We start from the raw sequence: 14,335 nt of genomic DNA, 5'->3' as shown, positions 1-14,335 counted from the left end.
TTATCGCTTGAGGTGTGGTCATAATATAAGACATAAAAATTTTATGCGTGGGGTATTTTGATGAGAGATTGTTATGGTATTCAGTTTTTTATTCAATACGCAAAAGAAATATTATAAGTCAAAATCTTCTTTGATGTGATAATGATTTTTGAGAATTAAAAAATGTATAAATTTAAATAAAAAAGCAGCACTTTGTGCTGCCTTTTTATTTAAGTTAAAATTAACTTCTGCTTTAGAAACGATAACGTATCCCGCCAGAAAAATTGGTGCCAGATACACCGGCTTTTTGCAGTTTTTGCCGATAGCTGATATCGGCGTTTAGTACGATATTTTGAGAAAGATATGCATTCACCCCCATGCCTCCCTCAACTGAAGAGCCGGTAGGATCAACATGAAAGGTATCAGCAATTTTTATTGTTTTACCATCGCCAAAAGTTCTGATAACATTCATTTTACCATAGAAGGAAACAGCCTTGTTTTCTTCAACAGCCATTATCGTTTTTGTTAAACGTCCACCAAAACGGATCAACCATTGATGTGGATTGCCCATGTCTACTTTTAAGCCATTGGTATCTGAGAAAATATCAAATATGAGATTTTGATAAATGAATTGAGCTTGTGGTTCAAAGACCAGCCCTTTTGTATCGGTTGCTAATTTCTGACCAATGGTTGCAGATATATTAAGCATCTCGGTACCATCTAATTTTGCGGCATTCCCAACAAGAGCTGTGGTAATATTTCCTTTTAAGGTTCCGTAAGAAAGAAGAGCGTTGACATATATACCATTGCTATGCTGGATGCCGCTATAAGCGGTAAGTGACCATTTATCAAGCGTTGTCTTTTCAGAATCTTGCATCTCTTTTGGCGTAAAGGCAAGCTTTCCGTACGTTCCTAAAAGACCAAAATATGCGCTTATGTCTTTGCTTTCTAAGGCGGCTAATATGCCTCCTAATTGTAAGGCAGTATAGTTTATATCAGCACCATAACCATAGTGCAGTGGATCGCGGTTGGAAGATAGGGTGACCTTCTCGCCGTAGGAAGAGAAAAAGATACCATTCTTTTTATTGTCTTTTGCCCCAAATACTGTTGTGCGCATATTGTCTAACAACGTGTTTTGATTGTTTACATCAGTAAATCCAGCAGAAAATAAAGTATTAGATATGGTTAAATAGTTTGCTACCTGTGGTAAAAGGGCTCGAACTTTTTTGTCTTTATCAATGTAGGCATTCTGTAAGCGGAAATCCCAAAAATCATGATTATTTTTGCCAAAAAGATTTTGGCTCTCATGAGATGTTCCTGGTTTATAGCCTGTGAGTACATATTTATAAGGTTGTTCACCTATTGTCGTATAGTTTCCTGCTAACGTGAAGGAATTTTCATTTGCTTGTCCGGAAACTTGAATGATTGAAATCCCATGTGTCCCTAAAGGAAGTGACGCCATGCGTTCTTCCCAAATAGCAGAGCTATCGGTTTGGAGATTGATGTGAACAACAGTACTCCCTGAGACATCGCCATTAATCACAACGCGATCAGTTTGTTGTTCCGTGATAGGAGAATGTTTATCCCATTGAGTGTTTACATAAATCTCTGCAAGACCCGCTGTACTATAAACCGCTGCTGTGTGAGTTGTTTCGTCTTCTTGCGAAAGATTAGGTCCTATAAACAGAGTTTGATAATGTCCCTCCACTGGCTTGTCAAACATAATGACACTGTTTGTAAGGTGCAATTCAGAAAGATTAGAGTATGATTTTTCATCAACACCAAACTGTCTATAGTCATTTAAAATATTATCATTATTTGTGACATTTTTATTCGCCTTTAAAAGCCATTTCGTCCTCTCTTTTAGATCAAAAACTGTTCTATTATCTTCAGAAGTTCTTACCCGACCTTCTAAAGAAGAGTGGTCTGCAACTAATGCAATGGTGTTTGTGGAGGCACTTTCGTTCTTGATATTTTTTAATAAAATATCGGCATGAACTTCTGAATTTTTAAGGTTGACTTCTCCGTTTATGCCTGTTCCATAAAGGTTGATACCGCTACCATGTTCAACGAAAAGCTTTGTATTCTCTAGGGTTACTTTATCAGCAATATTGGCTACATCTTGTTCTTGAACGGCATTGGTGTTCTTTTTAGCATTGCGTGTATATCGTTTTCTAGGGGCATTATACGGATTGTTGCGGAAAATAATACCGTCTGCTTCATAATTTCCCGTGACATGTACGCTTGAATCCTTAAGTTTTATTGTGCCCTCCATGTTTACCAAAGCAGCTGTTTCTGCTGTTGCAGTAATGCCTGTAGCATCAATTTCTCCACCATCTGATACGCTTAGTGCAACAAAACGCGCATCAACTGTTCCCCCTATCATGTTGACTTTTGAATTATTTCCCTCTGCATGTACAGCAAAACTATTGTCTTGAATTTTTTTGTTATGTAACGTTATGGTCTTACCGTTTTTAGCTTCAACTCCAGCGCTTATATCCTCAATTTGTGTAGACTTTTCATATTGTTTTATTGGTGATATTGGTTTTTCAATCTCTGGTTTTTCAGACATTTTTTGTGCAGATGAAGATTGCACTGGCGCTGGTTTTACAGATTTTGGTGGTACCTGTAATGCTGGTTTTCCAGTTTCTATTCTTAAAGATGTTTGCTGTATGCGTTCTGACTCTTTAGGCACTGGTGATTGTTCTGCTGTTGGTCTTGTAATGCCCGCCTCTGTAGATTCAGAGTTTCCAGATACCTTTTGGGCAGATGTGGGTTGTGTGGGCGTTGGTCGTACAGATTCTGGTGATCGTGATGATGTTGGCGGTGTGAGTTCTGGTTCTTTAGACGTTGGTGATAGCTCTGTTGCTGGTTTTGTAGATTCCGCTCTTGTAGATTCAGAGTTTGCAGGTGTTGGTTGTAAATTGGGTGCAGATTGTGTCGCTTCTGATTGTGAAGAGACAGCAGAATTTGGAGGCGTCTTTTCGCTGGAAGAATCTGTAGAAGAGGTGGTGGCTCCTGAACGCCTTCTCGATTTTGCTTCCATTCCTGTTGTTGAAGCTGTTCCTTTTGTTAAAACTATCCTTGTTGTTGCAGTTTCTTCTCTCGTTGGAGCTATTTCTGTCGATGGTGATTGTGTAATATCGCTTTGTGTGGCTGTAAAGCTAGACTGTAAACTTTCTGTCGTTTTAGTTTTTGATGTTTGTATACTTTCTTGAGCATGCCTAGGCTTTTGTTTTGAGGAAGAAGTTGTATTTTCAATGGTTACATTTGGGAATGTCGTTTTTCCTTTAGAATTTTGAGAAGAAGCCTTGGACGTTTCTGTGTTTTTAGGGGGTGTTTCAGGTTGTGTAATTGTTCCAGGTTCAGAAGATTCTGTGGAGGTTTTAGGCTTTGTAGGGTGTTCAGATGATTGGGGGTGTGTTGAAGAATGTGTCGTTTCTCCATATGAAGAGCGTGTATATCTCCTTAATTTTTCTCCAAGTTGCATGTGAGGAACGACAGTGCTTGTAGGAGTAGACTTTGTAGGTTCATTTCCGGTAGGATGAGGGGGGATGATCGTTCTTTTGGAGTCAGATGTTGTCGGGGGAGAAGAGAGATCTATCGTTGGAGTCATAGCATGAATAGCATAAGACAAACTGTTGGAAGAATAAAACAGAACTCCGGAAACTGTGTATAGTAAGAAGCTTTTTTTCATATGGATGTATTCCTAAAATATTTCCCCCTCTCTCATAAAAAGTAAAACTTTGACCTCATTATGTCTCTTTTGTAAGAGACAAAACGAAACATAATGAGATCTCTTCATATTTCAAGATAAGGAATACAAGTATTTTTAAAAGTGATAGCGCATTCCAGCGGAAATATTTATTGCAGAGATGCCAGCTTTTTTGAATTTATGTTGATAGCTGAGATCACTATGAAGCTGAATATTTTGTGATAAGTGTGTGTGAATACCAAAACCACCTTCGATTAAAGATCCCATAGCTGCAAGCTGAAAATTTTTACTAAAAGTTTTGATCATGTTCAGTTTGCCGTAGAAAGAAACAGCATGTCCTTTGTTTTGCGTTAAACGTCCGCCAATACGGAGCAGCCATTGATAAGGATTACTTATGTCTATTTTAGAGTTATCGTCATCTGAGAAAGAGCTCCTATCTGATAAAGAACCAAGCATGAGACGTTGATAAACAAGTTGTGCTTGCGGTTCTAGGATTACACCTTCCAAATTGGTTGACAGTTTTTGACCAACAGTTGCAGCGGCTCCTAATGTTTTACTATTCTTCACTTTTGAGGTATGTTTGATGAGAGTTGTAGCGTGATTTTCTTTGAAAATTCCGTAAGAGAGAAAGGCACTTGCATAGATGCCACTGTCATGCTGAATATTTCCATATGCGGTGAGTGACCATTTATCAAACATATTTTTTTGAAAGCTCTCCTTGTTTTTAGGAGTAAAAGACAGTTTCCCATATGTTCCAAAAAGACCAAAGTTGCTGCTGATATTTTGATCTTTTAGCGCTATTAGTGTTGCTCCTGCTTGCAATGCAGCATAGCGAATATCTGCTTGGATACCATCTTGTTTTGCTTGAACCTTAGAAGAAAAGGTGCTTTTATTGCCATAAGAGGATAAGAAAACGCCTCTCTCTGGATGATCTTTGGGTTCAAACATTGTTATTTGCATATTGTCTAACAAGATATTTTGATTGTTGACATCACTAAACCCAACGGCAAACATCGCAATAGGCATGGTTAAAGAACTTTCTCCTTGTGGTGTAAGAGTTGTGCTTTTTTCTGTTCCATCAAGAGAAGTAGAAGCTGCGGTTGCTTTATCATCATCTGTAAGTTTAGAGGAGCTCTCTGTCGCAGCGGTAGCGGTATTCTCAACCTTTGGGAGCAATTTCATATGCGCTTTTTCTGATGTATTAAGAGTCGTTTTTGATTCCGAGGAAGTGGTGTTTGTTTGGGGATCAATATCAGATTGCGAATTTTCATTTATTTTAGGCTGTCTCATTCCATGATCTGTTCTTGTGAATGAATTGTCCTTGTGTTGGGCAGCAACGTGAGCGGGTGGTAATTTATCACTAGCGCGTCTTTGTCTTGTGCTGGAGTCAATAAGAGGTTGTTTATTCTCTTCAGATGCAGGAGGGGTTGGTTCTTCTTTTTTCTTCACGTTGGTTATTCCATCGTTGTTCAAAGTTTCTAATACTGCTTTGCGTAAAGTATTGGAAAGTTCCTTGTTTTGTCCTTGTAAAGCACTATCCAATTGTACTGCTTTATGTAATATTTCTGCTTTATTTTGCAGTTCAGACCAATTACGATTGTCTTGGCTCATCCATTCTTGGCGCGCAGCATTAACACGTCGTTGGTTATTGGCATCAAGTGCTTGATTGAAGTGCGAATTATCCTCCATCATGGCGCCAGAGGCTATCTTTTCAAGATTTTTTTCTGCTTGTGTTGGTGTGTTTATTAAATCAATGGCATGGCGTTCCTGGGGGCTTAGAGCAGAGGCGGTGCTGGTAGATGTGAAATTAAAAGAAGAAAAAAATAAAGCACAAGCGGCTGTACATAACAAAAGATTCTTATGCATAGAGATGTTCCTTAAGATATTTTCTTTATTTTGCTAAAAATGAACCACTTTTTGACACATTACGGTTTTTTGTAATGTAGTTAAGCAGCACTGTTTTCATCTCAGCGCTGCTTATGCGTCAAAATAGAGAGCTAAAATTGTTTAAAAGCGATAACGCATTCCTCCGGAAAAATTAATTCCAGAGAACCCAGCTTTTTGAAGTTTATGTTGGTAATTAACGTCAGCATGAAGTGCGATATTTTTAGAAAGTTGCGCGTTAATGCCAAGCCCACCTTCAAGAGAAGAGTCCATAGAATCAAGATGGAAAGAATCAACAATATCAATTGTATTTTTCTCACCAAAAGCTTTAATGACGTTCAATTTACCATAAAAAGAAAGAACACGATCTTTTTCAATAGGAAGTATTGTTTTTGTTAAACGACCTCCAATACGGACCAACCATTGATGAGGGGTCTTTATATTAACTTGGAAGCCATCAATATCTGAAAGAGTGCCAAAGGCAATATGTTGATAAATAAGTTGTACTTGTGGTTCAAAGGACACCCCTTCAACACCAGTTGCTAGTTTTTGTCCAACGGTAGCTGATATATTTAATGTATCCGTATTGTTTAATTCTGTGGTGTTGCCGATAAGGGCTGTTGTAATATGTCCGTTTAAAATGCCGTAAGAGAACAGTGCATTAATATAGAGACCATTGTCATGGTGGAGATTTCCATATGCCGTAAAGGACCATTTATCCAGTATGCTTTTGTCAGAACCTTCCATGTCCTTTGGCGTAAAAGCGAGCTTTCCATATGTGCCTAAAAGACCAAGATTCGCGGTTATATTTTGATTTTCTAACGTTGTTAATGTCATGCCTGCTTGTATAGCAGCATAGTGAACATTAGCACCATAACCATATTCCAATGGACTACGGCTGGAAGATAACGTCATCTTGTTGCCATAAGTCGATAAAAATATCCCTTTTTGTTTATGACCTTCTAATCCAAAAACTGTTGAATGCATATTATCTAACAGTGTATTTTGATTGTTTATATCAGCCAAGCCAGAGGAGAATACTGCATTATGCATAACCAAATAGCTTGCCATTTGAGGAACAAGAGCTTTGATTTTTCCTTCATCATCAAGAGTCGCATTTTGTAGACGGAAATCCCAAAACTCTTCACTTTCTTGCAAAAGACTTTGCTGTTTGTCAGCTCTCCCACGGCTGGATGTTGGTCCATAGCCATTTAATACATATTTATAGGGTAATCCATCCATTGTAGTGTAGCCATTTACCAGCGTGAAGGCGGCTTCCTCTGCTTTTCCAGACACCTGAACAAGTGAGAGACCACGCGCATTCAAAGGAATGGAAACTTCATCATCATCGAATGGTTCTGCACGCTTTGAAAGATTGTTGAAATAGATCGTTGTGGTGCCTGAGACATTACCATGAACGAGAACACGGTCAGTTTTTTGTTGTTCTTTTATAAGACCATTACTCCATTCGGTATTAAAGTAAATCCTTGCGTTGCCCAATGCATTGTAAACCGTTGTTGTATCGAAGCTTCTGTTTTGCTCTGCTTTTGCAGCTTCAGCTATTGGCTGTTTTCCCACATGCAAGGTTTGATACTGATTGTCTGCTAGTTTATGCGGCGCATTAAATATAATAGAGCTATTATTAAGGTTCAATACTGAGACAATAGACTGTGCACGTTGTTTAATATCAGTGAGCAAGTATCCTTTAGAGCTGTCAAATTCTTTGTCTACTTCAAATTGACTAATCTTTAGGGACCACTTGCTGTTATTGTTAAGAGTAAAAATCGTTGTATTTTGAGGTAAAGTCTTTGCTCGTCCTTCTATAATCGAATTGTCAGCGCTTAATATAAAAGTGCGAGGATCGATATCTTTTGAGTTTTCTGGGATTTTATTTTTTAATAATATATCAGAACGAATTTCTGAACTTTTAAGTTCTACCTCAGCAACAGATTTTGCATAATCTGGTCCTAAAATACCAATACCATTTTCAACAAGAAGTTTTGTGTTGGTAAGAATTGCTTTATTGATAACTTTTTCGCCCTCTTTTACTTGGGAACTTGGGATGTAATCAAAAAGGATACCACGACTTTTGTGATGTCCGGAAACATTAATGATTGAATCTTCAATATGGATGATGCCGTTTGAAATTTCTAAACCACGGGAATTTGATTTTCCTACAGTTTTTTTAGCATGAATACGTCCACCTGTTGTTGCGGTAAATAAATTTGAGTCTGAACGCATTGTTGAATTTGTAATGGTGATAAAGGCTTTGTCATCAGCAACCACTGTTGTATATGCGCTGCGGATAAAAACGTTATTAAAGGTTTTTTCTTCTCCTGCTTTATCCGCACGAGCCATAACCATTGTAGGAGCTGATGTATTTGCATAAGTTGAACCGAAATGAGAAAAAATCAAAGTTCCAGCAATTGTACATAACAAAAAATTTTTCTTATAAATATATTTCTTACACATAGATATGCCTTTAGTATTTGGTATGCTTTGATGCTTACTTCATTCCCCTGATGGCGCAAGTACCCAGACAGTTTCTATATCATTATGTTTTTATTGTAAACAACAAAACGAAATATTGCGTCCTGTTCTTTATCGTTTAAAAAATGATTTTAGAAGAGTTTTTAAAATAGAAATTGCAGTGAGCAACTATGAATTGTAGAAAAGCTAGATTGATAAGTATTCCGTTTAAAAGTGTTAAGAAACAAAATATTTTGCAAGGATGTTTGTTGCTTAAGGCTGTTGTTATGAAAACTCTACAAAGTTTTTGGAGAAGCTATTGTTGTGCGCTTACAAAAAGCTTTTAATTGATTTTCTTACACAGAAAATTATTTATTACGTGTTTTAAAATACAAAAAAATTTATTAAAAACATTTGATTTTTATAAATCAAAAAGGCAGCTCATTTGTACTGCCTTTTATTAAAATGAATAGAATATAAATTATTTTTTGCTTTTTCTTAAAACTGATAGCGTATTCCGCCTGAAAAGCTTGCTCCAGATATACCTGTTTTTTGAAGCTTATATTGATAGTTAACATCAGCATGAAGTGCGATATTTTGTGATAATTGTGCATTTACACCAAGTCCACCTTCAAGGGCAGCTCCCATAGAATCAAGGTGGAATGATTCACCAATCTGTATCGTACCATTGTTAGAAAAAGCTTTAACAATATTCAATTTACCATAGAAAGAAAGAATATCGCCGTTTTCAATAGAAAGCTTCGTTTGCGTTAAGCGTCCACCAACACGCACTAAGTATTGATAAGGATTTCCCATATCCACATCAAAACCATCGACATCTGAGAGTGTGCCAAGCATGAGACGTTGATAAACAAGTTGTGCTTGTGGTTCAAAGACCAATCCGTTCCTACTGGTTTCGAATTTTTGTCCAATGGTTGCTGATGCACTGAATGTATCAGCATTTTTCAATTCTGCAGTCTTTCCTATGAGAGCTGTGGTGATATCTCCCTTGAGCATTCCATAGGAGAAGAGTGCATGGATGTATATCCCATTATTATGGTGCAGCCCACTATATGCAGCAATTGACCATTTATTGAGTGTACTCTTGTCAGCACCTTCCATGTCTTTAGGGGTGAAAGCTAATTTCCCATATGTCCCTAAAAGACCAAAATTGGTGGTCATGTTTTGATCTTCTAGAGCTGCTAATGTAATACCTGCCTGTAAAGCTGCATAGTGAATATCGGCACCATAGCCATATTGTAATGGCGTACGGTGAGAGGATAATGTCATCTTATTTCCATAAGTCGAGAATAAGATTCCTTTGTTTTTATGATCTTTTGTCTCAAAGGTGTTTTCCTGCATCGAGTTGAGTAAAGTGTTTTGATTGTTTATATCAGCCAGTCCAGCTGAGAATAGTGCGTTAGGCATGGACAAATAGCTTGCCACTTGAGGAACGAGAGCTCTGATCTTTCCCTCATTATCGAGAGTCGCATTTTGCAAGCGAAAATCCCAGAAATTTTGATTTTTTTCCAAAATGTTTTGTGCGTTGTTTGCTTGTCCAAGGGATGATGAACCGGTATTTTGCGCTTCTTTCTCTTTTGGTGAAACGCCTTCAATCATTTTTCCTGATTCTGATATCGTATAGATTGTGTAGTCTTTGAGGGTATTTTCTTTTGATTCTTGTGATATTCCGCTAAAATGACTTTGTGTGCTATCGGCTGTCCCATGGCTGGATGTTGGACCATAGGCTTTGAGTATATATTTATAGGGCAATCCCTCCATTGTGGTGTAGCCGTGTGCAAGTTTGAAGGAATCTTCATTTGCATTTCCAGAAACTTGAATGACTGAAAGACCACGCATATTCGAGGAAACAGAATCTTCAGCTTTTAATATCTCACCTTTCGCAAGGTTCTTGATATGGACTGTTGTGCTGCCTGATACATCACCATGAATAAGGAGGCGGTCAGCTTTTTGCTGTTCTTTTACTAGACCATCACTCCATTCAATATTAAAATAAATTTTTGCATTGCCTGTGGCATTGTAAACTGTATTATAAGTGCTTTCTATATCGGGGATTGTACTTCCCTCAGGTCTACGAACCTCAGCTGTTCGCCCTATATACAAGGTATGATAATGATCTTTTTCCCGCCCTTGCGGTACCTTAAATATGATAGAACTATTATTAAGATTCAGTACTGAAACGGTAGAAAGGGTTCGTTGTTTAATATCACTGAGCTCATAGTTAAACGTATTAAAGTCAGTATCGACTTCCTCTTGAGAGGTCTTTAAGTACCATTTGCTCTTGTTATTCAGAGTCAAAACCGTTGTATTGACTTTTAAAGTTCTTGCTCGTCCCTCTATTGTTGAATTATCAGCGGTTAATGCTAAAGTTACAGGAAGAGTATCGTTATCATAATATTTACGTTTCGTTTTATTTCTCAATAATACGTCAGATCGAATTTCTGAGTCTTTAAGTTGAACTTCAGCAACGGCTTTTGAGCAGTAGGGACCAAGAATACCGGTACCGTTTTTCACAAGAAGTTTTGTATTGCTAAGAACAATCTTATTGACAACTTTTTCTCCACTTTTCAGTGAAGAATCTTTTGTTTCATAAAAAACGATACCACCGGCACCTCCTCGTTGGACGGTTATGGTTGAATCTTTGACGTCGATTATACCATTCTTTGTTTCTAAACCTTTATACACTGTATTGACTTCAATTTCTTTAGCATGAATGCGTCCACCTGCTGATACAGAAAGTGCAGACATTTCCGTGTGTATTGTTGATTTTACAATTGTGATAGCTGCTTTATCATGCGCTAATATTCCAGGTCCTTTATCGCGGACAAGAACATTATTTAAAGTCTTTTCTTCTCCCTTATTTAATTCAATCTTCCCAAAAATTCCAGGAGTTTCAGGAGCCGATGTATTTGCATAAGTTGAACCGAAATGAGAAAAAATCAAAGTTCCAGCAATTGTACATAACAAAAAATTTTTCTTATAAATATATTTCTTACACATAGATATGCCTTTAGTATTTGGTATGCTTTGATGCTTACTTCATTCCCCTGATGGCGCAAGTACCCAGACAGTTTCTATATCATTATGTTTTTATTGTAAATAACAAAACGAATTATATTGATGGTGTTCTCTATGATTTGAAGTTTTGCTTCAGAAAAACTTTTTTCATGATCATAAAAAGTTGAGAAAAGTGGATTTCATAAAACCTCGCTTGGTTAAGCTTATGCTAAAAGCACTATGAAGTATGATATTTAAAAATTGTCTATTAAAGATAATCGCTATAAAAGCTCTATAGTGTTGAGATGTATTATTTGATGCACTAACCAAAACGATCAGCAAATTTTTTCTGCTATAAGAAGAAGAGATGAGGGGGGCTATTCACAGGCTTTCTTTAAGGAGGCTAAGGGTAGCAAAGCCTATTTTTCTAAGGAAGCACAGCCCATTTCGCGACGGTGTTCATGAATGCTATAACGCTAAAGCCGTAGAGTTCCATCATATTTACGCTTACGAAGGAGCAAGCCGATACCTTTACGCTTAATAAAAGAGCAAGCCCGTCACACATTTTGCTAGCTCCCAATATTTGTGATAAGCCCTTGGCACTTGAGACAGTTCATTATAGGACTTCTCAGGCTTTTCTTATATAACTTTGCTTCACACGCCAGCTCTGCTTGTAATGTGCAAGTGAATGATTTTGATTAGTTCAACATGGAACAGGTTTTAAATGAGAGAGATTACGATATTCAAGATTTTAATTCAATATGAGTAATGATAAATTATCATTATAAATCAATATTTTGAATATCCAATTTAAAACATCTTTTATTGATATAAAAAGAACTTTATTGAGTGATTTCATTTTATAAATGAAAAAATTAGCTTTCTTGAGCATTTTGTATATGAAAGATAAAGCGCTTGTTGTTAGATTTTCTTTTCATGCATTAATTTTCTCAAAACTGTTTGTTTAGAAGAACCAGCAATGGAAGTGTAAATAAATCTTTATAGATAGCGACAACACATCGTAAAGAAAGAAATTATTTTATTGCTATAATAGATTGTAAATAAAAAAAAATACAGTCCGTTTTTTTGTTAATAGTAAACGGATTAATATGCTTATTTTTATAATTTTTATATTAAAATTGGTAGCGTATTCTATCAGAAAAACTTGTCTCGGCTACACGTCTTTTAAAGTTTTTTCTGATAGTTTACATCAATATAGAGAGTTAAATTGTGAGATAATTGTGTATTGTGCTAAACGCACCTTTAACGGCAGAATCTATCGGATTAAGGTAAAAATGAATACCAATCTGTTTAGTATCATCAATATCAAAGTTTTTTAAGGAAGTTCACTTTCTCATATAAGGATGGGGTATGGTCTTCTACGGTTCTAACAATAGTTTTTGTTAGATACCTACTTATCCGGACTAACTGGGGAGGCTGTCTGATTTAATTTTAAGATTATCAATATGTTAAAAGTCGTTAAAAATCAAATCATTAGCACAAAAATTATGTTTGTGGTTCAAACGGTTAGTTCTCTGATTATTTTTTGCAAATTTTTGACAAATGATTGTTGAGGCAATTAACATTTTTACAGCATAACTTTAATAGTATTTTTATAGAAGTTTTAGAGATATTTGCTGTCCAGATATCATAAGGGAAGAGTGTAGCCATATGAAAACACTGTTATGCTCTTATATTATAAGCTATGATTGATTATTTATCCGGTATGTTTTTTTTCATTTTCTATATCCTTTGGAATAAATGAGAGTGGCTGTAGGTTTCCTATCTGTTTTAAATGTGCAGTGGTTAACTTTTCATTTTTCTAATATCATCTTTGCTTGGACAGCTCCATGGTGCATATTTGCACCATATCTATCTTCAAAGAAGAGCATAATTGAACGGTAAAGTTGTTGTACTTCCATAAGTGAAAAAGCAAGAAATCTTCTATTTTTTAAGATTTATTCTTAATGCTGTTATCTTTATATTATCTAGAAATACACTTTGCTTAGCTTTATGGGAAAATTCGATGATGAATAGCTGCGCAATCCATGTGAAGAGGAAGAAAAGCGTATTTAAGTAGAAAAGAAAACACTTCAGGAAAAAATGGATTTCATGTACGAAAAGGCAGCATACTTTGTGACATATTCTAGATAAAAATACCTTATCTTTTATCTTGATAAAAATGGTATAATATGCTGATTTATAATGATAATTTAGCGTTACTTTCATTGAGTTAGAGTTCTGAATAACGTAAGATTCTCTCATTTTAAACCTGTTTGTCTTAAATCAAGAAAAACCATTCTCTTGCATACCACAAGCGGGGCTGGGCGTGTGGGTAAAAAATGTATAAGAAAGGACTAAAATGGCTCTTATGAATCGTCTCAAGAGCCAAGGGCTTTAGCAACACCCACGAGCTGGAAAATATAATGATGGTGCCGGATTGCTCTTTCACAAACGTAAAGATGGGGGTACTCAATGGATTTACCGTTATACCATTCATATACCATTCATGGGCGCTGTCGCTAAATGGACTTGGGTGCTTTGAGAGATGTCTCTTTAAAACAAGCTCGTGAATTGGCAAACCCAATAGCGTTCTGTTCTTCGTGATGGTCATGATCCCATTAAAAAACGTGAGAAACGAAAACGTGAGGCAATGCGTAATCTCCATTACTTAAAAAACATTGCCTTAGATGCTTTTGAAAGTCGTAAAGCTGAATTAAAAAATGATGGTAAAGATGGAAACAGGTTTTCACCTTTAAAACTCCATATTCTCCCCAAATTAGGCTGTCTGCCTATTTCAGAGATTACACAAATAGAAATACGCAATATCCTCGCTCCCATCTGTCATACAAAAGCTGGAGATGCTAATACAGCACTGATGCGTCTCAAGCTTTGTTTCAAACATGCTGCGGCGTTGGGTGTGGATGTTGATTTACAGGCAGTAGAAAAAGCAAGGGCTCTCTTAAGGAGGGATAGTGTAGTGTTATTAGGATTTATAAAGCGAAAAGGCAACACGATGTGCTGCCTTTTTTGTTAATGCATAGAAAAGAAATACGCTATTTTTACAGCCTTGTATTAAAACTGATAACGTATTCCTCCTGAAAAGCTTGCACCAGATATACCGGTTTTTCGAAGCTTTTGTTGATAGCTTACATCACCATGAAGGGAGAAATTGTGAGACAGTTGCGCATTGATGCCAACGCCGCCTTCAATTGCAGGTCCCATAGGATCAAGGTCAAAATCTCTGCCAATCCGGATGGTACCATCATC

At 36.7% G+C, this 14,335-nt stretch carries 5 protein-coding genes and 1 pseudogene; 1 reads left to right on the top strand and 5 read right to left on the bottom strand.

What is annotated here, in order from left to right; translation table 11 throughout:
• Positions 1-232: 232 nt before the first annotated feature.
• The 4 genes from ACFINA_RS06190 to ACFINA_RS06175 all read right to left on the bottom strand — a co-directional run bounded on the left by ACFINA_RS06190 (position 233) and on the right by ACFINA_RS06175 (position 11,068).
• Positions 233-3,676 carry an autotransporter outer membrane beta-barrel domain-containing protein gene (locus ACFINA_RS06190; protein WP_375615244.1) on the bottom strand — a complete coding sequence of 1,148 codons (3,444 nt, stop codon included), beginning with the start codon at positions 3,674-3,676 and terminating at the stop codon, positions 233-235.
• 135 nt (positions 3,677-3,811) lie between these two features.
• Positions 3,812-5,560, bottom strand: coding sequence for an autotransporter outer membrane beta-barrel domain-containing protein (locus ACFINA_RS06185; RefSeq protein ID WP_375615243.1), 1,749 nt, complete (start codon positions 5,558-5,560; stop codon positions 3,812-3,814).
• A 141-nt stretch (positions 5,561-5,701) separates the two neighbouring features.
• Positions 5,702-8,050, bottom strand: a complete 2,349-nt coding sequence (locus ACFINA_RS06180) for an autotransporter outer membrane beta-barrel domain-containing protein (RefSeq protein ID WP_375615242.1) — start codon at positions 8,048-8,050, stop codon at positions 5,702-5,704.
• 495 nt (positions 8,051-8,545) lie between these two features.
• Positions 8,546-11,068, bottom strand: coding sequence for an autotransporter outer membrane beta-barrel domain-containing protein (locus ACFINA_RS06175; protein ID WP_375615241.1), 2,523 nt, complete (start codon positions 11,066-11,068; stop codon positions 8,546-8,548).
• Between the two features lie 2,359 nt (positions 11,069-13,427).
• On the opposite strand from ACFINA_RS06175, the pseudogene ACFINA_RS06170 reads away from it, so the two are divergent.
• Positions 13,428-14,030: pseudogene (locus tag ACFINA_RS06170) on the top strand (integrase arm-type DNA-binding domain-containing protein); the annotation flags it as partial.
• A 110-nt stretch (positions 14,031-14,140) separates the two neighbouring features.
• On the opposite strand, the gene ACFINA_RS06165 reads toward ACFINA_RS06170, so the two are convergent.
• Positions 14,141-14,335: autotransporter outer membrane beta-barrel domain-containing protein (locus ACFINA_RS06165; protein WP_375607277.1), on the bottom strand; the 195-nt coding region annotated here is incomplete at its 5' end.

The organism is Bartonella sp. AC10YNML, from assembly GCF_042196825.1.
Lineage (GTDB): Bacteria > Pseudomonadota > Alphaproteobacteria > Rhizobiales > Rhizobiaceae > Bartonella.
Note: the sequence above shows the minus strand (reverse complement) of the source record. Positions and strands in the feature narration are given on the sequence as shown.

Excerpts from the sequence above, each read along its gene's own strand:
- ACFINA_RS06175 (WP_375615241.1), bottom strand. The coding sequence starts at position 11,068 with ATGTGTAAGAAATATATTTATAAGAAAAATTTTTTGTTATGTACAATT.
- ACFINA_RS06190 (WP_375615244.1), bottom strand. The coding sequence starts at position 3,676 with ATGAAAAAAAGCTTCTTACTATACACAGTTTCCGGAGTTCTGTTTTAT.
- ACFINA_RS06180 (WP_375615242.1), bottom strand. The coding sequence starts at position 8,050 with ATGTGTAAGAAATATATTTATAAGAAAAATTTTTTGTTATGTACAATT.
- ACFINA_RS06185 (WP_375615243.1), bottom strand. The coding sequence starts at position 5,560 with ATGCATAAGAATCTTTTGTTATGTACAGCCGCTTGTGCTTTATTTTTT.